We start from the raw sequence: 25,666 nt of genomic DNA on the forward strand, positions 1-25,666 counted from the left end.
CCTCTCCCCGTTCTTACGGGGAGAGGGTTGGGGTGAGGGGCTGCTTCCTCTTGCACGGTGATAGCTGTGCCTGAGGAGAGTCCCCTCACCCGGAACGCATCTGCGATGCGTTCCGACCTCTCCCGCACGCGGGGCGAGGTGAACGGAGTCCGCGCCGCCCCTACTTCTCACCAATCTTGAACGGCTCCTCCTTGCCAGGCGGCACGGTCTCCTCCGCCATCGCCAGGATCATCGCCACCATCACGTAATTGCCGGCGACCGCGGTGAGGTCGACGATCTGCTGATCGTTGAAAATCTTCCTGGCGCGCGCATAGGTCTCGTCGGAGACCTTCTTGGTCGTGGTCAGCTCGGTGACGAAGTCGTACACGACCGCCTCGTCGTCGGCCATCTTCGACGGCCGGTTGCCGGCCTTGAGCTCCGCGATCACATCGGGCGGCAGGCCGGCCTTGGCGGCGAGCGGCGCGTGCGCGAACCACTCGACCTGCGAGCGCCACTGCCGGCCGATGATCAGGATCGCGAACTCGTTCAGCCGTGTCGGCACCGAGGTCTGCCAGCGCAGATAATAGAACAGATCGTACAGCCGCTGGCCGAGCACCGGGCTCCGGATCATCGGATTGTAGGGACCGCCGATGCCGACGCTCGACACCTTAATGATCTGCTCGCCGAGCGGTTTTTGCAGGTCGCTGAGCTGCTCCATCGTGAGCTGCGGGAAGCGCGGCTCCTTGCTGGTGGCCGGCGCTGAAAACACCGTTGCCGCGAGCCAGCCGCCGGCCGCGGCCAGCGTGAGCGACGAGAGCCAGACTGTTGCTGAATGCATGATTCCTCCGCTTTGATTTATCGGAGGATGCTAGAGCATGGCGTCGCGCGCGACAAACGCAAAGCGTTTGCGCGGAGGTCAGCCCGTCACAGCGCGACGATATCGGTGAGGCATTGCTGCGTGACGCTCATCCGCGCATCGGTCTGCGCCTGGGTCTTGCAGTCCATGTTCATCGCAAACACGGTGATGTCGGTGCCCTTCTCGGCCCAGCCGACCAGCCAGCCGAGCGAGCCGTGCTCCTTGTCGGTCAGGCCGGTCTTGGCGCGAATGACGGCGTCGCCGACCTTCGTCACCGGGAGAATGTCGCACACCAGCTGCTGGCTGCGCTTGCCGACCGGCAGCACGCCGCGGCGCAGCCGGTTCGAGGAAATCGATCTGCTGCACCGGATCGATCCGCAAATTGCCGGTCACCCAGAACTGGTCGATGCCGCCGCCGATGTCGCGGTTGCCGTAGTCGATGATGTCGAGATACTTCTTCATCCGCTCCTCGCCGATGCGGCGGGCGATCTCCTGGAACACCGGAAACGCCGACACCGCGAGCGCGGAGCGCAGCGTGTGATCCTTATTCCAGGCCTCGATGCTCCGCGTTGTGCCGTCCCACTTGAAGACGTCCTTGTCGGGGTCCTGCACCACCCCCGTCTCGAGCGCGATCAGCGCGTTCGGGATCTTGAAGGTCGAGGCCGGCAATTTGCCGTCGCCCGAGCGGACCTTGTCGCTGGCGATGATCAGATAGTCCTCGACCTTGTAGCCGACGAAGGTGCCCTCGGTGCCGAGCTCGAAGAAGCGCTTTTGCAGCTCCTCGCGAAACTCGCTGCGCTGGTAGGACACGTTGGCGAAGCTGCGCGACGGCAGGATCGCGGCGGCAGCAAGCAGACCGAGCGCATGACGGCGATGGATCACGACAAGTCCTGGGCAGGTTCGCGTTGACGACGATGGTGGATGCCATCGTGGTGAAAGGATGGCAAGAAGACTCACTTGCTTGTCGCGTTTTCTTCACGCGAACCGGTTCCCGCTTCGCTCGAAAACGCGATCGCTAACGCGCTCTGCCCGACATCCGCAGCACGAACACCAGCACCTCGGCGACGGCCTTGTAGAGCTCGGCCGGGATCTCGTCGCCGAGCTCGACATTGGAGAGCGCGCCGGCGAGCACCTCGTTCTCCTCGATCGGGATGTCGTTGGCCTTGGCGACCTCGATGATCTTGGCGCCGATCGCGCCCTTGCCTTTCGCGACGACGCGCGGCGCGCCGGCGTGGTCGTAATGCAGTGCGACCGCCAGCTGGTTGTTGGCCTCGCTCATGATGCGCGGTCCAGGAAATGGCCGGCGCGCGCGGGCGCAGGTTGCGGCGGAGTGCCGTCGCGGATCTCGATGTCGCCGGGCGTAAGCTCGGCCCTGGTCAGCGCCTGGCTCAGTTCGGAGGCGCCGGCGCGCAGTTGCGCGGCGGTCGAGGGCCGCTCGGCCCACATCCGCACCGAGGTGCGCTCGCCGTTCAGCGAGACCAGCGCGTGCACCGGGCCGGCCGGCTCGACATCGAGCGTGAAGCGCGCGCGCCACACCCGCTTGGCGGCTTCGACCTCATTGCCGCCGCCGTCGCGGGAAATCTCGAACTGCGCCATCGCCGTGCCCTGCTGGGTCAGGAACGGGATCTCGAAATTCCAGCGCGGCAGCATGGCGTCGAGCTGCGGCCGCGACCCGTCGCCACGGTCCGGCAGCGAGGCGACCTGCAGCAGAGTTCGCCGCGCCAGCGCGGCGTCGGTGTTCTCCAGCAGGCGATGCGCGGCGGTCGCGAGCGGCGTGTTTGGGGCGATCGACGGCTCGGCGACGGCCTGCGCCGACGGCAGCGCGCCGTGAAACGGCGGTGGCGGCGTGTTTCTGCGTGCGGGCAATTCACCCGGCAGCATCTCTCTCGGTGCGGCGCCTTGCCGTGCGGGGTTGCCGAGCTCGTGCAGCGCTTCCTGAATGAGATTGAGCGCGCCGCCGGAGGACGGGCCGGCATCGAGCGCATCGGCGAGCGCCCCTGCGAACCCTGCGGTGCCGCGGCTGACATCCTCGGCGACCGGCAGGCGGGCCTGCGGCAGCAGGATCTCCTGAACGTCGAGGTCTGGCGTGCCGGATGGCATGAGGCTCGGTGCCGTGGCGGCGCTGGCCAGCGCCGGTTGCTGGAGCGATGTGGTGGACGCCGGCCTGCCGGCATCACTGGCGCCGAGCGAGGTCAGCGCCTGGCGCAGCACGATCAGCGCGGCCTTCAGATCGGGCGCACTGCCGCTCGCCGGCGCAATGCCCGCGGCGAGCGTCGCCTCGAACAGCAGCCCAGATTTCTGCAAGCCGGTCTTGACCGCATCGCCGCTCAAATTCTCGTCGAGACCGGTCTGCTGCGCCAGCACCTGCGCGATCGCGGCCTGCAGCTTCGGCGAAAGATTGGCCGAGGCGAGCGCGGCGAGATTGGCAAACAGCGGCGCCTGGCTGCCCTGCACCGCCGCCGCGGTCTGCGCCGTCGCGGTGATGGTGACGCGCTCCAGCGGCGTCAATACAGCCTTCGGTGCCGTGGCGACCGGCTGGGCGGCATCCGTGGCGTTGGCCGCTGCCGGCGACAGCCGTACGGCATCGCCGGTGTCCGGCCCCGGCCCGACCAGCTGCAGGCGGATGCCGTCATTGGTCTGCGACACTGCGAGCTGCAGGTTCTGGCCCTGCTGCAGCGGCACCTCGGTCTGGACGTCGATCGACAGGCTCGCGATCGCGATCCGCACCAGATCGGCGGACAGCACCTTCAGCACCTGCGCATTGACGACGCTGCCGGCCTCGAGCGTGAGGTCCGGCGCGACGCTGTCCGCCTCCTTCGAGGCGAGCACCGGCAGCACGGGATTGATGGCGATTGCCATGTCAGAGGTCTCGGCCAGGCGCGAGGAACGTGCCGCAGGCTAGCCCGGCGCCGTAAACCCCTCGTTAACCGGCAGCCGGCTTGAGCTCCCTGAGCACGCCGGCGGCGGCCTTGAAATCGAGCTGGCGGGCGGCGCGGCGGGCGGCGACCTCCTCGTCGACGCCCCATTTCTCGATGTTCCAGTCCTCGTCGACATGGGCGGCGGCCCAGACCTGGTCCTCGTCGCGGACGCCATGCGCCAACGCCAGCGCCAGCAGCGCCGAGCCGGTCAGCGTCGTCACCACATGGAGCGCCGCGACCGACCATGGGTCGGTCGGGAACGCCGCCCGCGCCGCCTTGATCGCACGCTCGGGCTGGCCGACATGCATCACCCCCTCGGCCATCACGAAATGGGCGCCGAGCGCGTCAGCGGCCCAGAACAGGATCGGATCCCAATGCTGCGCCTCGCGCGCCACCAGCGTTTCGGGATGGCCGGCGCGATAGAACAACAGGTCGCTGCCGAGAAACTTGGCCGCATCGTCGGCGACCTCGTCGACGCGATCGATCACCCCCTCGATCACGCTGTTGGCAAGCCGCGTCAGCGGCATGGTCATGGGATCGATGGTCTCGCGCTGCGCATTCCATTCCGCCGCCACCGTGTCCGCAATGGCCCGCGTCGGCACCGCGATCGGCTTGCCCGACGGCGAGCGGATCGGCTTGCCGTCGAGCGTGATCGAAAATCCGCCGTCGGCCTCCGCGACGCCGGCGCTGGTGTAAAACCGCTTGCGCTGGGGCGTGCGAATGTGGCGCCGCACCGCCTCCTGCGGATCGAACGGAGATTGTTCTGGGACATCGTCGAAAAGTTCGCGCATCGCGCCGGGTAGCTTTCGTTCAAAGGGATTTCCCTGCAAGATATGTCAGGGGCAACGGCAAATAAAGCTGATGGGACGCGGCAAATTCCTTGCGGGTTTTTCGCTGGTTGCGGCGGTTTTCGCCGCCGCCACAGCCTGCGCCGGGTTCCGTTCGCCGGAATCCCTGATCCGCAACGTCTACGCCCATTATGGGCGAGGCAGCGCCGAATATTCCAACGGCCTGCCGCGCGACGAGGAAACCGCTCGCCGATTCTTCGATCCCACCCTGCGCGGTGCCTGGACCGCGCTGCACGATGCGCCCTACGATTTTCTGGTGCAGAGCCCCACCTGGCGGCTCGGCCCGATCTCGATCGCCATCCCGCGCCGGCAGTTCGACAAGGCCGACGTGACGGTGACATTCGACAATGAAGGCCGCGCCGTCACGCTCAACTTCATCGTCGTCAACGGTCCCGACGGCTGGGTGATTTCGGATGTCGAGAGCCCGCACGATTCCTTGCGGACGTTTCTGACGCAGTTTCGGCGGTAGTAGACTGCCCTTGCCTTCCGGCGATCGCTGCTCCACCGGCCACGTCGGCAGCCATATCGGCTACGAGCCGATGCTTTGATGCTGCCGCTTGGCCCGCCTTGTGACCATGTCCGCCTACCTGTTCCGGTCACCACCGAGAAGATTCTTGTAGACCTTCCCATCTTTCATGATGACCAGGAAGTTCTTCCCCGGATCCTCGATCAGCTTGATGTTGTCGATTGGATTGCCATCGACCAGCAGAAGGTCGGCGAACGCGCCTTCCTCCACCACGCCCAGCTTGCCTGAATATGGATTTCGAAGCCCGGACAGACCGAGCAGTTCTGCATTCGTCGATGTCGCCATGATGAGCGCCTCAGCCGGCGTGTACCATCGCGTGAGGGCTGACAGCATGGCGCCTTGCCGGTCAGCGAGCGCTTTCGAGAACAAAACGTCGGTACCGAAGGCCGTCTTCAACTTGTACTTCTTGGCAAAGCCGTAGACCCGGTCGGTGCCGGCAACAACCTGCCGCATCTTGTCCTGCTCCGCAGGTCCAAGGGCGCTGGCGCCCGACATATCGAGGAAGGGCTGGGTGCTCAGCCAAATTCCCTTCTCGGCCATCAGGCGGGCCGACGCGTCGTCCATCAAATGACCATGCTCGATACACTTGACCCCCGCTGCGATCGATCGCTGGATCGCGACCGGTGTGTAGGCGTGTACGGCGACATAGGTACCCCAGTTCTCGGCAGCTTCTACCGCGGCGCGCAACTCCGGTTCAGTGAACGTGGACACATCGAGCGGGCTGAACGGCGACGCCACCCCACCGCCCGCCGTGAGCTTGACCTGCGTAGCCCCTTGCATGAGCTGCTCGCGCGCGCGCACGCGAACTTCATCCGGGCTATCCGCGACGATGGCGCCGCCTATCCTCTCCATGCGGCTGAGCATGCCGCCGATCGTTCTGGGCAGATCGGACAGCGGCCGGAAGTCGCCATGGCCGCCGGTGATGGTGATCATGGCACCGGATGGGTAGATGCGAGGACCGGCGACGAGACCTTCGTCGATCGCCCGCTTGAGGGAAAAGGCCGGCCCGCCCATGTCGCGAATGGTGGTGAAGCCGCGCATGAGCGTGGCCGTTGCCTCGGCGGCCGCAAGAAGATTGGTGTAACCGACATCGCTGGCCATCACGGCCGCCGGCGTCGGGCGTACCAGCAATGCATGCCAGTGCGCGTCGATCAGCCCGGGCATCAGCACCCGTCCGTCGCCGGCGATCACCTGAGCGTCGGACGTGATCGCCGCAGTCGAAATCTTCTCGATCTTGTTGTTCCGGATCAGCACATTGGACGGCCCGGACAGCGCGCCATTCCTGCCATCGAAAATGCGCACGTTCTGAAACAGCACGTCGCCATCCTGCTGAGCTTGCGCGGGCAGCAAGGCAACGAGGCTCATCACGATCGACGCAACCAGCGCCGAAACTCTCACGCCCTTCCTCAAACCTGACATGTCCACTCTCCGCCGATGGCGCATCGCGCGAGACCGTCATTGATCTCGCGAGGAGCCGACTTGATTTCAGACGATTAATGAGCGTTCTGCTGCTCCCTGGAGGATCGACGGCTTATTGAGCCGCTCTGGCGGCAGGCTGTAAAGCGTAAGTCAGCCATCCGATGCCATGAGACAGCAGATCGATCCCCAGCAGCAGCCCGAGCACCCACAGCCCGGTTGCCGGAAATCCTGTCAGAATGATGAGGCCGGCCAGGACGCCAAACAGCCCGGATGCCAGCATGATCCAGCCGGACTGCTGCCAATGGCCGATGCCGACCAGCATGCGCACAATCCCGGAGACTAAAAGCATGAGACCGAGGGCATAGGTCAGGAGCAGCGCGCTCGCCACCGGTTGGCTGAGCAGGACGATTCCGCAGGCAAGGTAGAGCACCCCCAGCAGAAGCTGCCACACGAATCCACCCCAGCCCTTGGTCCAGAAGGCGTGCAGGATTTCGAACCCGCCGGCAACGATGGCCGTCCAGCCGATAAAGATGGCGCTGATCACGGTGAAAAGCACGACATCTCCCAGGACCAGAAGGCCCGCGGCGATCATGACGAGGCCCAGCAGAACGCAGACCCATAAAGGCGGACCAGGTAGCCCGCGGAGCATCGTGGAACTGTTCTCATAGGTAGCCATGTCGTCCTCCTTGATCCCAAGCAGCCATGGCCCGGTCGCGCGCAACCGGGCCACTCGAGCTGCCGAAGCTTGTGCCAGCCGTCACCAGCGCCATCCACAGCGGCGGCGACCTCTGTGCCACCAACAGACCCAGCGGCGCCGGCGATGCCAGCGGCGGCGCGGTGGCGGAGGACGCGGGCGCGGTGGTGGTCGGGCGACGACCATATGAAGCGGCCGCACGGGACCACCCGTCTTCGCGACGAGGGCATCTTCAGGGATGAGTGGCAGCGCCCTGGCCACCTGCGTCAGCAAGCCGGTTCCGAGACCAACGGCTGCGACGCCGCCGAGCATTCTCCTGAGCACGATGCGACGATCGAGTTCATCCATATCTGCCACCTCGTTCTTGCAGAGACCTTCTTGCCCCGCGGCGCCCGACATCCGATCAGGCCGATCGCTCGCCCTCGCCGGTCGCTCCGTCGTCCGGTATTTCGCCTGGCCGATAATTCGGCAGCCGTCCCGCGGGAATGACCGCAAGCAGTGCGAGGCCGGCCATGATCAGCAATCCGATCTTCAAGGCGCGCAGGCGCGCTTCGGTGTTGACCCGGACGGCTTCCTCGACCTGCTGCGGCGTACCGCTCGTGCCTTCGAGCACGCTGCGCAGCCGATCATTGCTGACGAAGGTGATGTTGCCGAGATCAACCTGGTTCTGAAGCTCCTTGGTCAGCACCGGACTGGCCGCAATCCTGCCGAGCGCGATCGTGCTCAAAAGACCGACCAGAAGAGCTCCGGCGACCGCGGTACCGACTGCAGCCGCCAGATTCTGTGTGGTTCCGCGCAAGGACCCGACGTCCCCGGCCAATGCCTTGGGTGAGGCCGTGACCAGAACGTTGAACAGCAGTGTCACCAGCGAGCCCTGGCCGATGCCGAACAGCACCAGTCCAAGGAGAACGGGAATCTCGCTCCAGTCGTTGCGCACGACGAACGCGAGCCACAGCAACGCGACGGTGCAGAGGCCAAAACCGAAGCGTCCGATCCGGCGAGGCGTCAGTTTGTCGTAGAGATTGACGATCATCATCGCCGACAGAAAAACGGTCAGATTGAAGGGCATCATCGCGATCGCCGTCGCGATTGGCGAACGTCCCTGCACAATCTGGATGTAGAGCGGGACCGTGAAGTTCAGCGCTGCCTCGAGCGCCACGACCGCGAACAGCGCGTAGACGGCACTCCTCTCCTCCGGTAAATCGATCACCTCCAACGCCAGTAAAGGCGTCCTCCCCGCGGCCAGCTGGCGATGGGTCCACATCAGGAATGCCTGCCCGAGCACAATGCCAAGCACGATCAGGACCGGCGCCGGCGAGACGCCCAGCAATTCGAGCGGCGCGTTAGGGGTCGCCAGGATCACGCCCCAACCGTTCAGGTTATTGAATCCGAAACTGATGAAGATGATCGCGCTCGCGGCAAGAGCGACCCCGATCAGGTCGATCTGGACATTCGGGCGACCGTGGTCCGGCCGCAGGCGGAAACTCAGAGCGAAAGCGATCGCCGAGGCAACGATGAGAATTCCAAACGCGGGGCGCCAGCCGATATAGGTGCCGAGCAATCCGCCGACGACGAATGCCAGCACGCCGGCGGCAGCCCGCGCCGAGCCCAACGCGCCAAGGGCCGTCGCCTGCTGGCGTCCGGCATAATTCTCGGCAATCAGCGCGACGAGCGAGGGCACGATCACCGCGCCCGCAGCGCCGCAAAGCGCTTGCGCGGAAATCATGACGGAGGCCGTGGGGCTGAACGTCATCGCAATCTGCGCGATCAGGAAAAGCACGACGGCAGCGCGAAATACCTGCACCGCCCCGAACCTTTGGGCGAGCTTGGCGCCAAGCATCACGAACCCGGCGACAAGCATCGAGTAAGCCACGATTCCGGTTGCGACGGTGGTCGGCGGCACGCCGAAGCTGGCCACCATTCCCCCCATCGCAACCGGCAACGACGCGACATTGAACGACATGATCATCTGGCCGAACGCAATCGCGACCATGGGCACCCATGATGCGCGCTCTTCCTGATGAATGTCGCCGATCGAGATTGCTTGCGTTGCCATCGCGTCCTCCAACCTGCCCGACGTTGCGATCGATCAGGCCACAGCTCGACAGATCTTCAGTGCCTCTCGTTCACTCGTCCGGTTGGGACACGAACAGATCCATGCCCAGTCTTTGCGACAGGAACTTCGCGGCGAGCTGCCCTCGCACGCTGTTGCCGGCCGCATCCAGTGGCGGCCCGAAAGTGCCGAAACCACCCTTTCCCGGAGACACCGCGACGATGCCTCCACCAATGCCGCTTTTGCCGGGCAGACCGATGTCGTACAGCCAGTCGCCCGACGTCTCGTACAGTCCGGCAGTGACCATGACGGCCAATGCATAGTGGCACACGGCCGCATCGACCACCCGCTGCCGGGTCACCGGATTCACGCCACCATCGGCGAGCGTCGCACCCATCACGGCCAGATCCCTGGCGCTCACATTCAGCGAACACTGCCGGGTGTAGAGATCGGTCGCCTGCCTGGCGTCGCAATAGATCCGGTCGTAGCTCTCCAGCAACCGCGCGATGCTTCGATTGCGAAAATTGGTCTTGGATGCCGATGCGTACACTTCTTCGTTGAGCGGCAGATTGCGGCCCGCGAAACGCGACAAGCCGTCATGAATGAACCGCCACTGCTCGTCCGCGCTCGAACCCGGCACGAGGCTTGTGCTCGCGATCGCGCCTGCGTTCACCATCGGGTTGGTGCGCCCGGCTCCATGCTCGATCGCCGCCAGTGAATTGAACGGCAGCCCGGTCGCGTTCGCGCCCAGTTTTGCACGAGCCTGTTCAGGGCCGATCGCCTCGCACACCAATGCGAATACGAATGGCTTCGATACACTCATGATCGAGAATTCGTATTCGATATCGCCCGCGCCGTAGACACGTCCGCTGGTACCGGCCACGCAGACGCCGAACAGTTCACTCGGCACCCTGGCCAGCGCCGGATAAACCTGCGAATTGGTCCCTTCGCTGTTCGACTTGAAGCGCAGATGCGCTTGAGACACGAGCTCCTGCACCATCTCGGGCTCGGGCAAGTGCCCGGTCGAGATGTAGGGCCGCTCCGCTTGTTCCGCGATCGAAGGCGGCCGCATTGGCTGTCCTTGCGGATTTCGACCTTATTGCTTCAGGTCTTCTAGTCGGCAACCAGAAGTAGGCTCCCAAAAAAACACGAAGTCAACGATCCCTGCACAACCTTTGCAATACTTGCATTGGTCCAGACCACTTTACGACAAATGTGTTGAACGCATTGCGTGTCGCGCAGCGCCGTTGCGCGATACGACACTCGATTAAGTCATGCGACGTTTCGGCGCGGCTAGGTAAGCAAGATTGCCCAATCGCGCGCGGCGCAATTGAATCAAAAGCGAAGTCATCATGGCAGCAACGAGCGATTTCCATCATTGGCACGCGAGAGTACGATCATCGTGTGCGGATGTGAGCCCGCCGCTTGTCCAAGCAACACCGGCCCGCGGCGACGGTGGAATGACCGCATCACTTACAGAGTGAGGTTGATCATGGTTGCGCGCGCAAGCGACGGACAGCTTCTGTTGATAAAGAAGCTTGGTGGGCTTATTGCTATCCTTGTTGGCTGCTTGCTGACAGCAGTCGGCGTGACATTCGAATCGACAAGCACAATTGTCGTCGGTGTCCTGTTTCTTTTGCTCGGTGCGGTTCTGCTCACGCTCAAGATCATGAGACGCAATCAAACTGGTCCGTTTGGATAGCCAAACAAATTCCAGCTTCGCACGTTCGACGGCCTTGAGCCGGATCGCCGCGCCTCCGCCGAACGATGCCGCGTGGCCGTTCGAGCTCGCACCGGCGAGCTCGCAAGCTCATCCGTGCGTCAACAAGGCGTGCCTAGCAGACCACGCCCTGCCCTAATCCCGGTGATTGGCGCAGGATCGCGAATAGGCGGCACGCTCGGCCTGGTTCAGGCCGGCGGCGGCGGCCTCGTCGAGGCACCGGCTGACGCGGTCGCCGAACGAGCTGCGCGGCCGCGAACGCAGGCTCGGCTGCGTCGGTGCATCCATCCTCGGGATGGCCGGCACCTCGATCCGCGGCGGCGGCGGAGGCTGGGGCACCGGCGGGTCCCACGTCGAGCGGCCGGGCGGAGGGAATTGCGCGCTCGCCGCACTCATGGCCCAGAGCAAAACGCTGCCGATAATCAAGGATCGTTTCATCGGCTATATGTCGTGACGCGGCCGCAACGGTTCAAGTGAACGCACCATGCGTCGACGCTGCCCCCGAGATGCGAGTTCCCCGCCCTCGTCACGGCTTTTGGTAGATCACGCGGCCGCTACGGATGGTGGTGCTCACTTTCGCGAGATTGCCGACGTCACTGAGCGGATCGCCGTCGAGCACCACGAGATCGGCGTCGAAGCCCCGCTCCACCCGTCCCTTCTTCGCGGCCTTGAAGAACCGCGCCGGATTGGTCGTCAGCGAGGCCAGCACCTGCCGCTCCGACAACACGCGGTGCATCAGCTGAAATTCCTGCGTGGTGTCGTACAGCGTGGTGAAACCGGCATCGGTGCCGAACAGCACCGTGCCGCCATTCTCCGAAAACTGCTTGAGCTGGTTGACGGTCGAGGCCACCAGACGGTTGGTGACGTTCGGATCGAGCACCACGGTGGTGAACAGCGACAATGTGGGAACGAGCGCAGTCCCCTGTGCCTTGAACCGCGCCAGCTGATCCGCGGTGTAGCTGGGTTCGCCGGGCGTGGTGTGCGCGAGCACGTCGACGCGGGACTCGATCACCGTCTCGACGCCGACCTTGTTCTGCGGATGCGCGAACACCGGCCTGCCCTGCGCATGCGCGACGTCGACAGCCGCTTTGGCGATTGCAGGGTCCATGTTGACGACGGGCTTGTCCCCCATGAACGCGCCGGTGAACAGCTTGATGCCGTCCTCACCCATGCCGAGCCAGTCGCGTGCCCATTTCGTGGCCTCCTCCGGCGTTGCGACTTCAGGAAGCTGCACTTCGCGCGGGATGTAGACGGGGTGCCCGCCCTTCGGGAAGATGTTGCCGGCAAGCAGGATGTTGGGGCCGGCGACTTCGCCCGCGGCGATGCGCTTGCGCAGCGGCAACGTGTCGCTCGGATCGGAGCCGAGATCCCAGACCGTGGTAAAACCCCAGCGCGTCAGCATCTCCTGCATGTGCTGCGTCAGCGCCGCGGCCGGCGCTGCGCCGGCGTTGCGCCAGACTTTCTGCGTGAAATGGACATGGCTGTTCCAGAAGCCGGCGACGATGGTCTTGCCGCTGCAATCGATCACGCGGGCATCCGGCGGCGCCTGGATGTCGCCGGACCTGCCGACCGCGCTGATGACGCCGTCGGTCATCACGATCACCGCATCCGGCAGCGCTTCCGCATCGGCCGATGCGTAGAGCGTGCCGCCGCGGAGCACGATCGTTTCGGCCTGCGCCGTCACCGAGGCGACAGCCGAGCCAATCAGGAAAAGCGTGAGGCGCAGCCAGGTGCCGATCATGGAGGGTCTCCGTTGCAGGCCGGCAAAGGCCGGCGCGCGAGGATAGCCGCAAAGCGCGGAGCCGTTTGATCGTTGTTGCTGTCCGCGACGGATATTGGAGGCCGCGTCCCGCCCGTCACTCCTCGGGCGCGTTCTCGATCGGGTCGAAGCGGTCGGCCTCGAGCCCGAGCAGATTCCAGGATTGCAGCATGTGCGGCGGCAGCGGCGCGGTGGCATCGATCACGCCGCCGCGCGGGTGCGGAATCACGATGCGGCGGGCGAGCAGATGCAGCCGGTTCTGCAGGCCGCCGGGCAGCTGCCAGTTCTCCTTGTTGAAATATTTGGGATCACCGACGATCGCGTGATCGATATGCGCCATGTGGGCGCGCAATTGATGGGTGCGGCCGGTCACCGGCTTGAGCGAGACCCAGGCGAGCTTGGTCGCCGAGGTCTCGACCACGGCATAATAGGTCACGGCGTGGCTCGCGCCCTCGTCACCATGCTCCGCGATCCGCATGATGCTGTCCTCCTCGCTCTCCTCCTTGGCGAGATAGGTCGAGATGCGGCCCTGCTTCGGCTTCGGCACGCCGGCGACCAGCGCCCAGTAGATCTTGCGCGCGGAGCGATGGCGGAATGCGCCGGTGAGATGCGTGGCGGCGAAACGCGTCTTGGCGACCAGAAGGCAGCCGGAGGTCTCCCGGTCGAGCCGATGCACCAGCCGCGGCTTCTGCCCCTTGGCGTCGCGCATCACCTCGAGCATCTGGTCGACATGGCGCGTCATGCCGGAGCCGCCCTGCACGGCGAGACCGGCCGGCTTGTTCAGCACCAGCACGTCGTCGTCCTCGTACAGCGTCATGTCCTTCAGCGCCTGCAGCGTCTTCGCCTCGGCCTCGGAGAGCGTGCCTGATGTCTTCGGCGTATCGAGCCGCAGCGGCGGGATGCGCACGCTCTGGCCCTCCTCCAGCCGGTCCTTGGAATCGGCGCGCTTGCCGTTGACCCTGAGCTCGCCCTTCCGGACGATGCGCTGGATATGGGAGAACGACAGGCCGGGAAAGCGTGCCTCGAGGAAACGGTCGACGCGCATGCCGTTCTCGTCGGCGGTGACGACGACGGTCTGCACCTTGGTCGGCAGCGGCTGCTCGGCCGCGGGCTTCGTAGCGGCGGGCTCAGCCCGCTCCTGCCGGTCGCGACGCGACTCGGCAAAGCGCGGCGGCTTTCCGGCCGCACGATGCGCGAACGGACGGTCTCCAGACTTGCGCTCACCGAACTTGCGATCGTCCGGCTTGCGGGTGCGCTCCGCCGATCCGCTCTTGCCACGATCCTTACCACGATCCTTGCCACGATCGCCGGCGCGGTCGCGGTCGCGGCCCTTGTCGCGCCCTTTGGCGCGGTCGCCCGGCGATGTGGTTCTCTTGATGCGGCGGCTCATGGTGATTTTTCGGCTCCAGACCTGCATTGTGCCTAGCGCAAATGCCGCGAATCGTCACGGCGAAATCGGTGTGAATCCGGTGCAACATCGGCCATGTTCGGCCGCATACGACAATCGACGGGGGCCCTGGAATGAGACTGGCGATATCGGCTTTGGCGGCGGCCCTGATGCTCACGGACCCTGCGCTCGCCCAGCAAAGTCCGATGCCCGAAGCCGCGATGCCGGAAGATCTGGCCTGGAAGCTCCTGGAACTCGGCCGCGTCATCGACCCGCCCAAGACCGCTGCACTCTACGCGCCGCTGCAACAGAAGGAGCCCTATCAGGGCGTCAAGGTCGAGCGCGACCTCAAATACGGCCCCGCCGACCGGCATCTGCTCGACGTGTTCACGCCGGAGACGGCGGCGCCCGCACGACCCGTGCTGATCTACATCCATGGCGGGGGCTTCGTCGCGGGCAACAAGCGCGCGCCCGGCAGCCCGTTCTACGACAACATCATGCTGTGGGCGGTCAAGAACGGCTTCGTCGGCGTCAATGCCACCTATCGCCTCGCGCCGGCCTTTCCGTGGCCGGCAGGCCCGGAGGACATGGGTGCGATCGTGCAGTGGGTTGCGGAAAACATCGCCTCCCGCGGCGGCGAGCCGAGGCGCATCTTCCTGATGGGCCAATCGGCCGGCGCGATCCATGTCGCGAGCTATGTCTCCCATGGCGAATTCCACAAGGTGAAGGGCGGCGGACTTGCCGGCGCGATCATGGTGTCGGGCATCTACGATCTGACGGCCTCGCCGGCCGGCGACGCCGAGCTCGCCTATTACGGCTCCGACCCCTCGCGCTATGCCGAACGCTCCTCGCTGCAAGGGCTGGTCGCGAGCCCGATCCCGTTCCTGATCACGGCGGCGGAGCTCGATCCGCCGCGCTTCGTCGAGCAGTTCGAGCTCATGAAGCAGGCCAACTGCAAGCGGCCGAGCGGCTGCGCCCGCAGCTTCATGCTGCCGCAGCACAGCCACATGTCGGAGGTCTATGCGATCAACACGCCGGACACACGCCTGACGGACGAGATCCTGGAATTCGTGAAGAGCGTCAAGTGATGCGCTCAAGCACTATCAAGTTATGGGCCGTCGCAGCGGGCGCTGGCAAAATATCGAAAACAACCCCATGCAAAGGAGCCGGCGGCGATCGGCGTGGCACCAAGCAACGTGGCACCAAGCAACTTGACACGTCGGGCAAATCAGGAATATATTTCTAATATTCCGAAGTTACGCAAGCGTTCCCTGCCCGCGCCGCAGGTGGGAACGCACGCTATTCGCGGCCGCGGCCCAATCTCGTCTTGCTCTAGCTCCCGCCCCGTTCCTTGCGCAGCCGCTGCCAGTAATCCAGCCGCTTGCGGATCTCGCGTTCGAAGCCGCGGTCGGGCGGATCGTAGAAGGTCTGGCGGCCCAGCGCTTCCGGGAAATAGTCCTGGCCGGAGAATGCGTCCGGCATGTCGTGATCATATTGATAGCCGGAGCCGTAGCCCTCCGACTTCATCAGCTTGGTCGGCGAATTCAAAATGTGCTTGGGCGGCAGCAGCGAGCCGCCCTGCTTCGCGGTCTGCATCGCCGCGCCGAACGCGGTGTAGACCGCGTTCGATTTCGGCGCGGTGGCGAGATAGACCACGGCCTGCGCGATCGCAAGCTCACCCTCCGGCGAGCCGAGGAAGTCGTAGGCATCCTTGGCGGCGTTGCAGACCGCCAGCGCCTGCGGATCGGCAAGGCCGATGTCCTCGACCGCCATGCGCACCACGCGCCGCGCCAGGAACAGCGGATCCTCGCCTGCATCGAACATGCGCGCCAGATAATACAGCGCCGCATCCGGATCGGAGCCGCGCACCGACTTGTGCAGCGCCGAGATCAGATTGTAATGGCCGTCGGCCGATTTGTCGTAGATCGGCGCCCGGCGTTGCAGGATGGCCTGCAACTGCTCGGCGTTGAATACCTCGCCCTTGCGGGCGGCGCGCCAGACCTCTTCGGCCAATGTCAGCGAGGCGCGGCCATCGCCATCGGCCATCCGCACCAGCACGGCGCGCGCTTCGGCATCGAGCGGCAGCGGCTTGCCCTCGATCTTCTCGGCATTGGCGAACAGTTTCTCGATCGCCGCCGTATCGAGCGAGTGAAACACCAGCACGCGGGCGCGCGACAGCAACGCCGCGTTGAGCTCGAAGGACGGGTTCTCCGTGGTGGCGCCGACCAGCACCACCGTGCCGTCCTCCATCACGGGCAGGAAGGAATCCTGCTGCGCGCGGTTGAAACGATGCACCTCGTCGACGAACAGGAGCGTGCCCTTGCCGGTCTCGCGGCGTGCACGCGCGGCATCGAACGCCTTCTTGAGATCGGCGACGCCGGAGAACACCGCGGAGATCTGCTCGAAATGCAGCTCGGTGGCGTCGGCCAGAAGCCGCGCCACCGTGGTCTTGCCGGTGCCGGGCGGTCCCCAGAACACCAGCGAGCCCAGCGTGCGCGTCTCCAGCATCCGCGTCAGCGCGCCGTCGGGGCCGAGGATGTGATCCTGGCCGATGACATCGGCCAGCGTGCGCGGACGCAGCCGGTCCGGCAGCGGGTGCGGCGCGTCCTGCTCCATCCCCGCCGCAGCAAAGAGGTTGCCGGCCTCTCGCGGTTGCTTGGGGCTCATCCGCCGAGCGTCACGTTGATCTGCTGGCCGCCGCGCACCAGCGTGATGCGCCAGACCCGCGTCCCCGTCTTCGATGCCTTCTCGAGGTCGCTGGTCCGCACGATCTTCTCGTTGTTGACCGCGAGGATGATGTCGCCCTTCTGGAAGCCGACATTGGCCGCGGTGCCGTCACCGGCGAGATCAGTCACCACCACGCCCTCGGCACCGGCGTCGAGATGCAGTTCGTCGGCCAGCGCCGGCGAGATGTTGGCGACCCTCGCGCCCTGGAACGGCGAGCGCGCGGTCAGCACGATCTCGTCGCGGTTGGTGTCGGGCGCGGTCTCCAGCGGTATGGTGAGCTTCACCGGCTTGCCGGCGCGCTGCACCTCGATCTCCGCGTTGCCGCCGAGCGGACGCGTCGCGAAGCGGTAGTCGAACGCGTTGGGATCGTCGATCGGCGTGCCGTCGATCCCGACGATCAGGTCGGAGAGCTTCAGTCCGGCCTTCGCCGCCGGGCTGTTCGGCGCGACGTTGGCGACCAGCGCGCCAGACGGCAGCTTCAGCCCGAGCGTCTCGGCAATCTCCGGCGTCACCGCCTGCAGCCGCGCGCCGAGCCATGGCCGCTTCACATTCTTGCCGCCGCTCTTGGCGGAGGCCACCACGACGCGCACCATGTTGGCGGGGATCGCAAAGCCGATGCCCTGCGAGCCGCCGGAGCGCGAGAAGATCGCAGTGTTGATGCCGGCGAGCCGGCCGGTCATGTCGACCAGCGCGCCGCCGGAATTGCCGGGATTGATCGCGGCGTCGGTCTGAATGAAGAATTGATAATCCGTGATCCCGACTTGAGTGCGCGCCAGGGCCGAGATGATGCCGTGCGTCACGGTCTGGCCGACGCCGAACGGATTGCCGATCGCGAGCACGACGTCACCGACCTGCAACTGGTCGGAATTGGCGAAGTCGAGGGTCGCGAACTTCTCCTTGTTGGTGTCCTTCAGGCGCAGCACCGCGAGGTCGGTACGGCTGTCCTTCAGCACGATCTCGGCCTCGTATTCGCGCTTGTCGGCGAGCGAGACCTTCACCTGATCGGCGCCCTCGATCACGTGATTGTTTGTGACTACGAGGCCGGAGCCGTCGACCATCACGCCGGAGCCGAGCGAGCGCTGCATCTGCTCGGGCTGCTGTCCCGGCACGCCGAAGAAGCGGCGAAAAATCGGGTCGTCCAGGAATGGATTGCGGTTTTGCACGGTCTTGGCGGCGTAAACATTGACCACCGCCGGCTGCACCCGCTGCACGATCGGCGCATAGGACAATTGCAGCTCGGCCTGCGAGGACGGCACGCGGCGGTCCTGGGCCGCGGCTGCGGAAAGATTCCCCATGAAGGCCAACGTGCACAGAGCGGATACGGCAGCAAAGCGGACAGGTCGGAGCATTCTCACCTCTCGTGGAAACGCCGGAATATAGGCGTGTTCGCCGGGCAATTGAAGGGCGCCCGGCCGGATAACTGGCCCCCCGCCGTACCGGTGCACAACCCGCAGCGGCCGCGTTGAAGCGCGCCGCCAAGCTTCTATGATGGCTGTCATCTCACTGCGCCGCTCCGCTTGTTGCCTGCGGACCACAAGCGGAACTGCGATGCCCGGAAGCACTGTCGTGCGTCAGTCACGATACGCTCCTAGGACCGTTCAGTGAGTGAGTGGGGAATTCAAACACAACAGGGGTGCACAATGGGTGCAACAAAAGTCAGTGCAATCGCCATAGGCCTGGCAGGGGCGCTTGCCGCCTCGCCGGCCTATTCGCAATCGGCCGGAGGCGGCAGCGATGCGGAGATCGCGCTGCTGAAGCAGCAGCTGAAGATGCTCGAGCAGAAGCTCGACAAACTGCAGAAGCAGACCAACGCCAATACCGCAAGCGCAGCCAGCGCAAACGCCAATGCGAAGGCGGCGGATGCCAAGGCCGCGCGGGTGGCGACCGCCAACGCCGCGATCCCGGTGAAGGGCCCGGTCGCGCCGTCCGGCGTCGTGGTGACGATGCCGAACAACCGGCCGAACGATCTGCACCGCGGACGAACAGAACTGCGTTGCGATCACGAGCCGCGTGCACTGGGATGTCGGCGGCTACGACTATCGCCCGAACACCGCAGGCACCTCACCGCAGAAGCTCGACAGCGGCGAGAACGTCCGCCGCGCGCGCATCGGCATCGTCGGCAAGTTCTTCGGTGACTGGAATTACTCGCTGATCTACGATTTCGGCGGCTCGTCCGACGGCTTCGGCGGCGCGGCGCCGGGATCGCTGCCCGGCGGCGGCACCTCGGGCATCGAGAACGCGTATCTGAGCTACACCGGCTTCAAGCCGTTCGGCGGCAAGATGGCGATCGAAGGCGGCATCATGGACGTGCCGTGGACACTCGACGAAGCGACCAGCTCCAACGACATCCTGTTCATGGAGCGCGCCTCGGTCGGCATCATCGCACAGAACATCGCCGCCGGTGACTTCCGTTCGGCCGCCGGCACCCGCTGGTGGAACGACCAGTTCTGGATCGGCGGCTATGTCACCGGACCGACGTCGGGCGCCATCCACTCCGCGTCCTCCGCCTCGCCGGCCGGCACGTCCGAGCAGTATGGCGGGGTCATCCGCGTCGCCGGCAATCCGATCAGCGGCAAGAATTATTCGGTGCACATTGGCGCCGATGCGGAATGGCTGGTGCAGCCGCCGCGCAACCAGCTCACGCAGGCGCAGACGCTCACGCTCAGCGACCGGCCCGAGCTGCGCATCGATCCGACCACGCTGATCTCGACCGGTGCGATCGCCAATGTCTCCGGCGCGCAGGTCTACGGCGTCGAGGCGGCGGCGACCTATGGCCCGTTCATCGCGCAGGGCGAATATTACTGGTTCAATGTCGATCGCTCCGCGAACACCGGACTGCCGCCGTTCGGCGCGCCGAGCCTGAAGTTCGACGGCGGTTACGCGCAGGTCGGCTATGTGCTGACCGGCGAGAACCACGCCTACAACCCGGCGACGGCCTCCTATAGCGGGATCAAGCCGCATCATCCGTTCTCGCTCGCGGGCGGCGGCTGGGGCGCCTGGGAAATCGCCGGCCGCGTCAGCACGATGGACCTCAACGATCAGATCGCGCAGGCGGTCGGCATCGCGGGTGGACGGCAGACCGTCTACACCGCCGCGCTGAACTGGTACGTCAACAACAACGTCCGCTTCATGCTGAACTATCTGCACGGCGATATCGCCAAGCAGGCCTCGGCGACCTCGGCTGCGGACGTCGGTTCGAAGTTCGACGCGGTCGCGCTGCGCACGCAGGTTGCGTTCTGATCTGATCGGAGCTGAGACCAACTCATAGACGGCCGGGGCATCGCTCCGGCCGTCTTCATCGAGCGTTTGGTTCACGCGTTTCTAGCTGAATGAGATCGGTCGAATATTGACCAGGACGGCGCCGCGCTCCCTCTCCCCGTTCTTACGGGGAGAGGGTTGGGGTGAGGGGCCCTCTCCGCGCATTCGGCAGCAGCTGCGCTTGCTGAGACTCCCCCTCACCCGGAACGCATCTGACGATGCGTCATAGCCGAAGCACCGCTTCGGCGTTCTTGAGAACGGCCGCCGTAGGCGGCCTATGCCTCTCCCCGCACGCAGGGCGAGGTGAAGCGGAGCGCGTCGCGCGAACATGCTTTCAGGCCGCGCGCTTCGACTTCTTCACAATGACCTCCGGCGCCGGCGCGCAGGACAGCCGCTCCTGATGGCCCTCGCCCAGGCTTTCAGAATATCGATCACCGGGCGCAGGCTCTCGCCGAGTTCGGAAAGCGTGTACTCGACCCGTGGCGGCACCTCGGCATAGACCTTGCGGATCACGAGGCCGTCGTCCTCGAGCGCGCGCAGCTGCTTGGTCAGCATGCGCTGGGTGATGCCGGGCATCCGCCGTCGCAACTCGCCGAAGCGCTGGGTGCCGGCCTGCAAATGATACAGGATCACGCCCTTCCACTTGCCGTCGATCAGGTCGAGCGCCGCCTCGACCGCGCAGCCCGGCCGGCGCGCGAAATTCTTCCGTTTCATGCAGTATTTTCCCAATAGTATACAAACAGGGACTAGTTCCCTGTTTTTACAGTACTTGCCAAATGGACGCCAGCGCGACAGTTAATCGGCAGGCAATCGCCCACCACGGAGACCAGGCATGAAGGCCGTCGGATACCAAAAATCGCTGCCGATCGAGGCGGCGGATTCGCTCGTCGATTTCGAGATCGCCAAGCCCGAGCCGAAGGGGCGCGACATCCGCGTCGCGGTGAAGGCCATCTCGGCCAATCCGGTCGACTACAAGGTGCGCAAGCGCGCGGCGCCGACCGACGGCGGATACAAGATCCTCGGCTTCGACGCGGCCGGCGTGGTCGACGCGGTCGGGCCCGACGTCTCGCTCTTCAAGCCCGGCGACGAGGTGTTTTACGCGGGCTCGATCCTGCGCCAGGGCACCAATTCGGAATTTCATCTGGTCGATGAACGCATCGTCGGCAACAAGCCGGCGTCGCTGTCATTCGCGCAGGCCGCCGCCCTGCCCCTGACCTCGATCACCGCGTGGGAGCTGCTGTTCGACCGGCTCGGCGCGGTGCCGGGCAAGAGCCTCGATCCGCGCACGCTGCTGATCACCGGCGGCGCCGGCGGTGTCGGCTCGATCCTGATCCAGCTTGCGCGCCGCCTCACCGGGCTGACCGTGGTTGCGACCGCGACGCGGCCGGAGTCGCAAAAGTGGTGCCGCGATCTCGGCGCCCATGCGGTGATCGATCACTCGCAGCCGATGAAGGAGCAGATCGAGAAGCTCAGGCTGCCGCCGGTCAGCCTCGTCGCCAGCCTCACCTTCACCGACCAGCACTACAAATCGATCGCCGACTTCATCGCGCCGCAGGGCAAGTTCGGCCTGATCGACGATCCGCCGGAATTCAACGTCGCCGCGTTCAAGGGCAAGGCGGTCTCGGTGCACTGGGAATCGATGTTCACGCGCTCCTCGTTCCAGACACCCGACATGATCGCGCAGCATCATCTGCTCGACGATGTCGCCGACCTGATCGACAAGGGCGTGCTGCGCACCACGCTCGACCAGACCTTCGGTACCATCAACGCCGCCAACCTCAAGCGCGCCCACGCTCTGCTGGAAAGCGGCAAGTCACGCGGCAAGATCGTGCTCGAGGGCTGGTAAGGCTCCTCACGTCCGCTTCCTCATGCCCAGGCAACATCCCGGGCATGATATCCCCACAGGCCGGCGGGTGGCTTTTGCCAAAGCCGCCAGCGCCTGTATGATTTGCGCAACGATCACCCCGTCCTCAATCCGGCCGCGCAGGACGCAGCCGGAGCGGTGGTGACGCCCACGGGGATGGGAGGAAACCGATGAGTTTGCTCACGGCCGATCCGTCGCGGATCGATCCGGAGTGGATGACGCGGGCGCTGCGCGAAGCCGGTGTGATCGACCAGGTCAGGGTCGTCGATCTCGCCTGCAAGCCAGTCGGCAATGGCCTCGTCGGCGACAGCTATCGATTTCGTCTGACCTATGACGGTGACGAGCCGAACGCTCCCCTGAGCGTCGTCGGCAAATTCCCTGCCGCAGATCCCGACAGCCGCCGCTCCGGTTCCGCGCACACGCTTTACGTCCGCGAGGTCGCGTTCTATCGCGAGCTGGCCGCCACCGTCGCCATTCACACGCCCCGGCCGATTCTTGCCGAAATCGATCCGGCGACCGACGACTTCACCCTGATCCTGGAGGACCTCGCGCCCGCACGTCCGGGCGATCAGCTCGCCGGATGCGCGATCGCCGACTGCCAGATGGCCATGACCGAGGCCGCGGCGTTGCATGCGCCGCGATGGAATGACCCGAGCCTCGATGCGGTGCCATGCTTCGTGATGGCCGCAAGCCGACGCAGAGACCTTCGCGCGGTGCTGCCCGGCATCATCGGTCACTACAAGGAGCGATATCGCGGCGTAATCGAGCCGGAATTCCTTGATCTGATCGACCGGCTTCCGGACGCGCTATTGCGCTACCAGTCCGATCGATCGGCGCCGCGAACGCTGCAGCACGCGGATTTCCGGCTCGACAACATGCTGTTCGACGTCCGCGGCAATACCCATCCGATGGCGACGCTGGACTGGCAGACGCTGACAGTGGGCCCAGGAATCGTCGACGTCGCCTATTTCCTCTCGGCCGGCATCGACCCGATCGAACGGCGGCTTCATGAAGCCGACCTGGTGCGGTTCTATCATTCGGAACTGATCCGGCGCGGCGTGCGGGACTATGAGTGGGATCGTTGCTGGCGGGATTATCGGCGCTACACGCTGCACGGCATCATGATGGGCGTCGTCTCCGCGCTCAGCGTCCAGCGCTCCGAGCGAGGCGACGCGCTGTTCCTGAAAATGACCCGCGGCGCCTGCGCGCAAGCCCTGGACCACGACAGTTTTTCATACTGGCAAGACTGACGCGCTATCGAGCGAAGTGGATACAACGCGTCAGGACATCGAAAGGGATCGGCGTGCTCAACAAACTGGACGATTTCCCCATCCACCAGACGCCGGAGCCGATCGCGGTTCCCTCGACCAGCGACCGCAATGTCTATGACCGGACCTGGTTCAACGGCTACACCGCCGACGGCGCGTATTATTTCGGGATCGGCATTGCGATCTACCCGCACCGCAAGATCCTCGATTGCGCCTTCAGCGTCGTGGAACGCAGCGGACGGCAGCACTGCTTTTACGGTTCGCGGCGGGCCCCGATCGAGCGCACCGAGATGCAGGTCGGTCCGTTCAGGCTCGAAGTGCTCGAGCCGATGCTGCGGACCCGGGTCGTGCTCGACGACAATGCGACGGGCCTCGCCTGCGACCTGACCTTCTCCGCGCGCACCGCCGCGATCCAGGAAGCGCGCCAGACGCTTTGGTCGGGCGACCGCCGCGCGATGGATTCGACCCGGTTCGACCAGTTCGGCCGCTGGAGCGGCGTCATCAGCCACCCCGATGGCGGGATCAAGGTCGACGATCGCACCTGCTACGGCACCAAGGATCGCTCCTGGGGCGTGCGCAATGTCGGCGAACGCGACGTCGGAGGCGCGCCGATGCCGCCGCCGAGCGTGTTCTTCCTCTGGGCGCCGCTGGTCTGGGACGACCACATCTCGCACGCGATCTTCTTCGACGGGACGCAGGGCGAGGCGCTGGTCCGCGAGGGCATCACCGCGCCGCTCTACCGAAGCGAGGCCGAGATCCCCGGCGTGGTCGACGGCCTCGACCGCCGCATGGCGACCGCGCGGCATCGCGTCGAATACGTGCCGAACACCCGGCTGGCGCAGTCGGCTGAAATCGACCTCGTCGATATCGACGGCCACACCACGACCATCGCACTCGACCCGATCCTCAAATTCCAGATGAAGGGCCTCGGCTACGGCCATCCGCAGTGGGGCCAGGGCATGTGGAAGGGCGAGCTCGAGATCGGCGGCGAGTCGTTCGATCCATCGACGCTCGACCCGCTGGCCCGCGAAAACGTGCACGTACAGCAGGTGGTGCGCGCCCGCCAGGGCGGCCAGACCGGAATTGGCGTGCTGGAGCAGATTTGCTTCGGTCCCTACCGTCCCGCAGGCTTCGGCGAATTCCTGGACGGCGCGAAGGGATAGCTAGAGCGTTTTCGAGCGAAGTGGATACCGGTTCGCGTGAAGAAAACGCGTCAAAACGAGAATCTAGAGCCCCGTTCCGATTCCATCGGAACGGGAAAAGCTCGTAGATCGGCGGCACGCCCTCGACGAACAGAAGGCGTCGCTCCAGCGCGGTTGCGCGAAGCTTCAACGCTTCGGCGTATTCCGGTGACGCGTACCATTCGCGCAGACGCGCCATGGTCGGAAATTCGACGATGACGATCGCGTTCGGTGGTGGGCCGCCCTCCACCACTTCAGCCGCGCCGCCTCGGACGACGTAGCGCCCGTCATATTGCGCGATGGTGTTCGCCGCCAGCGTCCGATAGGCCTCGAATGCCGCGGCGTCCCGCATCTCGACCTCGGAAATCACATAGGCCGGCATGCGGGCTCATGCGATGGTGTTGACGATGCCGCCCTCGGCGCGTAGCGCGGCGCCGTTGGTCGCGGAGGCCTGCTTGGAGCAGGCATAGACCACGAGATTGGCGATCTCCGCGGTGCTGGCGAAGCGCTGCAGCAGCGAGGTCGGCCGGTGCTGCTTGACGAAGTTGGAGGCCGCCTCCTCGACCGATTGGCCGTTCTGCTTGGCGAGATCCTTGACGAAGGTCTCGACGCCCTCGGACATGGTCGGTCCGGGCAGCACCGAGTTGACGGTCACGGCGGTGCCCTTGGTCAGCTCGGCGAGGCCGCGCGCGATCGCAAGCTGCGCGGTCTTGGTCATGCCGTAGTGGATCATCTCGGTCGGAATGTTGAGGCCCGACTCGGACGAAATGAAGACGATGCGGCCCCAGTTGCGCTTCAGCATGCCCTGCATGTAGCCGCGCGACAGCCGGACGCCCGACATCACGTTGACCTCGAAGAAGCGGCTCCAGTCCTCGTCGGGAATGTCGAAGAACGTCTTCGGCTCGAAGATGCCGGCGTTGTTGACGAGGATGTCGACCTCGGGCAGCGCCGCGAGCAGCGCCTTGCAGCCCGCCGCGGTCGAGACGTCGGCGGCAATGCCGCGGAGCTTCGCGCCCGGTACCGCTTTGGTGATCGCGGTAATCGCGGCATCGACCTTGGCCTGACCGCGGCCGTTGACGACGACCTCGGCGCCGGTCTCGGCCAGCCCCCTTGCGATGGCATTGCCAATGCCCGCAGTCGAGCCGGTCACCAGCGCAGTCTTTCCGGAAAGGTCGATTTTCATCTGTCATCTCCATTGATGTCGACGGA

General features: G+C 65.3%; 20 protein-coding genes and 4 pseudogenes. 7 read left to right on the forward strand and 17 right to left on the reverse strand.

Going from position 1 to position 25,666, the window contains the following annotated elements; translation table 11 throughout:
* Positions 1-160: 160 nt before the first annotated feature.
* The 5 genes and pseudogenes from ACSKB9_RS06725 to ACSKB9_RS06745 form a co-directional block, all read right to left on the reverse strand.
* Positions 161-817, reverse strand: coding sequence for a carboxymuconolactone decarboxylase family protein (locus ACSKB9_RS06725; protein ID WP_438072135.1), 657 nt, complete (start codon positions 815-817; stop codon positions 161-163).
* 86 nt (positions 818-903) lie between these two features.
* Positions 904-1,717 (reverse strand): annotated as a pseudogene (gene blaOXA / locus ACSKB9_RS06730) (class D beta-lactamase).
* Between the two features lie 133 nt (positions 1,718-1,850).
* Positions 1,851-2,114, reverse strand: coding sequence for an EscU/YscU/HrcU family type III secretion system export apparatus switch protein (locus tag ACSKB9_RS06735; RefSeq protein WP_028335488.1), 264 nt, complete (start codon positions 2,112-2,114; stop codon positions 1,851-1,853).
* Complete coding sequence (locus tag ACSKB9_RS06740; protein ID WP_438072137.1) at positions 2,111-3,694, reverse strand: flagellar hook-length control protein FliK; 1,584 nt, start codon at positions 3,692-3,694, stop codon at positions 2,111-2,113. Before ACSKB9_RS06740 ends, ACSKB9_RS06735 begins: the two co-directional genes overlap by 4 nt.
* Before the next feature lie 64 nt (positions 3,695-3,758).
* Entirely contained in the window at positions 3,759-4,544 is a 786-nt protein-coding gene (locus ACSKB9_RS06745) for an ATP12 family chaperone protein (RefSeq protein ID WP_438072139.1), read from the reverse strand.
* A 70-nt stretch (positions 4,545-4,614) separates the two neighbouring features.
* On the opposite strand from ACSKB9_RS06745, the gene ACSKB9_RS06750 reads away from it, so the two are divergent.
* Entirely contained in the window at positions 4,615-5,070 is a 456-nt protein-coding gene (locus ACSKB9_RS06750; RefSeq protein WP_225160318.1) for a hypothetical protein, read from the forward strand.
* A gap of 114 nt (positions 5,071-5,184) precedes the next feature.
* On the opposite strand, the gene ACSKB9_RS06755 is transcribed toward ACSKB9_RS06750, so the two are convergent.
* The 4 genes from ACSKB9_RS06755 to glsA all read right to left on the reverse strand — a co-directional run bounded on the left by ACSKB9_RS06755 (position 5,185) and on the right by glsA (position 10,365).
* On the reverse strand, positions 5,185-6,492 hold the full coding sequence (locus tag ACSKB9_RS06755) for an amidohydrolase family protein (RefSeq protein ID WP_438080089.1): 1,308 nt from the start codon (positions 6,490-6,492) through the stop codon (positions 5,185-5,187).
* A gap of 166 nt (positions 6,493-6,658) precedes the next feature.
* On the reverse strand, positions 6,659-7,222 hold the full coding sequence (locus ACSKB9_RS06760; RefSeq protein WP_438072141.1) for an HdeD family acid-resistance protein: 564 nt from the start codon (positions 7,220-7,222) through the stop codon (positions 6,659-6,661).
* Positions 7,223-7,643: 421 nt separating this feature from the next.
* On the reverse strand, positions 7,644-9,296 hold the full coding sequence (locus tag ACSKB9_RS06765; protein ID WP_438072143.1) for an MFS transporter: 1,653 nt from the start codon (positions 9,294-9,296) through the stop codon (positions 7,644-7,646).
* Between the two features lie 70 nt (positions 9,297-9,366).
* Positions 9,367-10,365: a glutaminase A gene (glsA, locus tag ACSKB9_RS06770; RefSeq protein WP_438072144.1), complete on the reverse strand. Its 999-nt coding sequence runs from the start codon at positions 10,363-10,365 to the stop codon at positions 9,367-9,369.
* Positions 10,366-10,785: 420 nt separating this feature from the next.
* Between glsA and ACSKB9_RS06775 the strand changes: the two genes are divergently transcribed.
* A complete protein-coding gene (locus ACSKB9_RS06775; protein ID WP_438072146.1) occupies positions 10,786-10,995 on the forward strand; it encodes a hypothetical protein in 210 nt (69 codons plus the stop codon).
* Between the two features lie 153 nt (positions 10,996-11,148).
* On the opposite strand, the gene ACSKB9_RS06780 is transcribed toward ACSKB9_RS06775, so the two are convergent.
* From ACSKB9_RS06780 to ACSKB9_RS06790, 3 genes are all read right to left on the reverse strand, one after another.
* Entirely contained in the window at positions 11,149-11,352 is a 204-nt protein-coding gene (locus tag ACSKB9_RS06780; RefSeq protein ID WP_429041284.1) for a hypothetical protein, read from the reverse strand.
* Between the two features lie 187 nt (positions 11,353-11,539).
* Entirely contained in the window at positions 11,540-12,754 is a 1,215-nt protein-coding gene (locus tag ACSKB9_RS06785) for an amidohydrolase family protein (RefSeq protein ID WP_438072148.1), read from the reverse strand.
* A 115-nt stretch (positions 12,755-12,869) separates the two neighbouring features.
* On the reverse strand, positions 12,870-14,162 hold the full coding sequence (locus ACSKB9_RS06790) for an RluA family pseudouridine synthase (RefSeq protein ID WP_438072150.1): 1,293 nt from the start codon (positions 14,160-14,162) through the stop codon (positions 12,870-12,872).
* Between the two features lie 167 nt (positions 14,163-14,329).
* Here ACSKB9_RS06790 and ACSKB9_RS06795 point away from each other — a divergent pair, with 167 nt between their 5' ends.
* Positions 14,330-15,247, forward strand: a complete 918-nt coding sequence (locus ACSKB9_RS06795) for an alpha/beta hydrolase (protein WP_246786891.1) — start codon at positions 14,330-14,332, stop codon at positions 15,245-15,247.
* A 244-nt stretch (positions 15,248-15,491) separates the two neighbouring features.
* Here ACSKB9_RS06795 and ACSKB9_RS06800 read toward each other — a convergent pair whose 3' ends face one another.
* Complete coding sequence (locus tag ACSKB9_RS06800) at positions 15,492-16,826, reverse strand: replication-associated recombination protein A (RefSeq protein WP_438072152.1); 1,335 nt, start codon at positions 16,824-16,826, stop codon at positions 15,492-15,494.
* Positions 16,823-18,181: a DegQ family serine endoprotease gene (locus ACSKB9_RS06805; RefSeq protein ID WP_092090135.1), complete on the reverse strand. Its 1,359-nt coding sequence runs from the start codon at positions 18,179-18,181 to the stop codon at positions 16,823-16,825. The genes ACSKB9_RS06800 and ACSKB9_RS06805 overlap by 4 nt, the downstream gene beginning before the upstream one ends.
* Positions 18,182-18,526: 345 nt before the next feature.
* On the opposite strand from ACSKB9_RS06805, the pseudogene ACSKB9_RS06810 reads away from it, so the two are divergent.
* Positions 18,527-20,126 (forward strand): annotated as a pseudogene (locus ACSKB9_RS06810) (OprO/OprP family phosphate-selective porin).
* A 352-nt stretch (positions 20,127-20,478) separates the two neighbouring features.
* Here the strand turns inward: ACSKB9_RS06810 and ACSKB9_RS06815 are convergent.
* Positions 20,479-20,858 (reverse strand): annotated as a pseudogene (locus ACSKB9_RS06815) (winged helix-turn-helix transcriptional regulator).
* A gap of 118 nt (positions 20,859-20,976) precedes the next feature.
* Here ACSKB9_RS06815 and ACSKB9_RS06820 point away from each other — a divergent pair.
* The 3 genes from ACSKB9_RS06820 to ACSKB9_RS06830 all read left to right on the forward strand — a co-directional run bounded on the left by ACSKB9_RS06820 (position 20,977) and on the right by ACSKB9_RS06830 (position 24,439).
* Positions 20,977-21,990, forward strand: coding sequence for a zinc-binding alcohol dehydrogenase family protein (locus ACSKB9_RS06820; protein WP_438072154.1), 1,014 nt, complete (start codon positions 20,977-20,979; stop codon positions 21,988-21,990).
* Positions 21,991-22,178: 188 nt separating this feature from the next.
* Positions 22,179-23,258 carry a phosphotransferase gene (locus tag ACSKB9_RS06825; RefSeq protein WP_438072156.1) on the forward strand — a complete coding sequence of 360 codons (1,080 nt, stop codon included), beginning with the start codon at positions 22,179-22,181 and terminating at the stop codon, positions 23,256-23,258.
* 53 nt (positions 23,259-23,311) lie between these two features.
* The gene (locus ACSKB9_RS06830) at positions 23,312-24,439 is read left to right on the forward strand and encodes a hypothetical protein (protein WP_438072158.1); all 1,128 of its coding nucleotides are present in this window, start codon (positions 23,312-23,314) and stop codon (positions 24,437-24,439) included.
* A 109-nt stretch (positions 24,440-24,548) separates the two neighbouring features.
* Here ACSKB9_RS06830 and ACSKB9_RS06835 read toward each other — a convergent pair.
* A pseudogene (locus ACSKB9_RS06835) lies at positions 24,549-24,839 on the reverse strand (DUF1330 domain-containing protein); the annotation flags it as partial.
* A gap of 6 nt (positions 24,840-24,845) precedes the next feature.
* Entirely contained in the window at positions 24,846-25,640 is a 795-nt protein-coding gene (locus tag ACSKB9_RS06840; RefSeq protein WP_438072160.1) for an SDR family NAD(P)-dependent oxidoreductase, read from the reverse strand.
* Positions 25,641-25,666: the final 26 nt, after the last annotated feature.

The sequence above is a fragment of the Bradyrhizobium sp. BR 1433 genome, from assembly GCF_051547665.1.
GTDB lineage: Bacteria > Pseudomonadota > Alphaproteobacteria > Rhizobiales > Xanthobacteraceae > Bradyrhizobium > Bradyrhizobium australafricanum.

What these genes read in the sequence shown, in the direction of transcription:
- ACSKB9_RS06725 (WP_438072135.1), bottom strand. Translation starts at nt 817, where the DNA reads ATGCATTCAGCAACAGTCTGGCTCTCGTCGCTCACGCTGGCCGCGGCC.
- ACSKB9_RS06735 (WP_028335488.1), bottom strand. Translation starts at nt 2,114, where the DNA reads ATGAGCGAGGCCAACAACCAGCTGGCGGTCGCACTGCATTACGACCAC.
- ACSKB9_RS06740 (WP_438072137.1), bottom strand. Translation starts at nt 3,694, where the DNA reads ATGGCAATCGCCATCAATCCCGTGCTGCCGGTGCTCGCCTCGAAGGAG.
- ACSKB9_RS06745 (WP_438072139.1), bottom strand. Translation starts at nt 4,544, where the DNA reads ATGCGCGAACTTTTCGACGATGTCCCAGAACAATCTCCGTTCGATCCG.
- ACSKB9_RS06750 (WP_225160318.1), top strand. Translation starts at nt 4,615, where the DNA reads ATGGGACGCGGCAAATTCCTTGCGGGTTTTTCGCTGGTTGCGGCGGTT.
- ACSKB9_RS06755 (WP_438080089.1), bottom strand. Translation starts at nt 6,492, where the DNA reads ATGAGCCTCGTTGCCTTGCTGCCCGCGCAAGCTCAGCAGGATGGCGAC.
- ACSKB9_RS06760 (WP_438072141.1), bottom strand. Translation starts at nt 7,222, where the DNA reads ATGGCTACCTATGAGAACAGTTCCACGATGCTCCGCGGGCTACCTGGT.
- ACSKB9_RS06765 (WP_438072143.1), bottom strand. Translation starts at nt 9,296, where the DNA reads ATGGCAACGCAAGCAATCTCGATCGGCGACATTCATCAGGAAGAGCGC.
- glsA (WP_438072144.1), bottom strand. Translation starts at nt 10,365, where the DNA reads ATGCGGCCGCCTTCGATCGCGGAACAAGCGGAGCGGCCCTACATCTCG.
- ACSKB9_RS06775 (WP_438072146.1), top strand. Translation starts at nt 10,786, where the DNA reads ATGGTTGCGCGCGCAAGCGACGGACAGCTTCTGTTGATAAAGAAGCTT.
- ACSKB9_RS06785 (WP_438072148.1), bottom strand. Translation starts at nt 12,754, where the DNA reads ATGATCGGCACCTGGCTGCGCCTCACGCTTTTCCTGATTGGCTCGGCT.
- ACSKB9_RS06790 (WP_438072150.1), bottom strand. Translation starts at nt 14,162, where the DNA reads ATGAGCCGCCGCATCAAGAGAACCACATCGCCGGGCGACCGCGCCAAA.
- ACSKB9_RS06795 (WP_246786891.1), top strand. Translation starts at nt 14,330, where the DNA reads ATGCTCACGGACCCTGCGCTCGCCCAGCAAAGTCCGATGCCCGAAGCC.
- ACSKB9_RS06800 (WP_438072152.1), bottom strand. Translation starts at nt 16,826, where the DNA reads ATGAGCCCCAAGCAACCGCGAGAGGCCGGCAACCTCTTTGCTGCGGCG.
- ACSKB9_RS06805 (WP_092090135.1), bottom strand. Translation starts at nt 18,181, where the DNA reads ATGGGGAATCTTTCCGCAGCCGCGGCCCAGGACCGCCGCGTGCCGTCC.
- ACSKB9_RS06820 (WP_438072154.1), top strand. Translation starts at nt 20,977, where the DNA reads ATGAAGGCCGTCGGATACCAAAAATCGCTGCCGATCGAGGCGGCGGAT.
- ACSKB9_RS06825 (WP_438072156.1), top strand. Translation starts at nt 22,179, where the DNA reads ATGAGTTTGCTCACGGCCGATCCGTCGCGGATCGATCCGGAGTGGATG.
- ACSKB9_RS06840 (WP_438072160.1), bottom strand. Translation starts at nt 25,640, where the DNA reads ATGAAAATCGACCTTTCCGGAAAGACTGCGCTGGTGACCGGCTCGACT.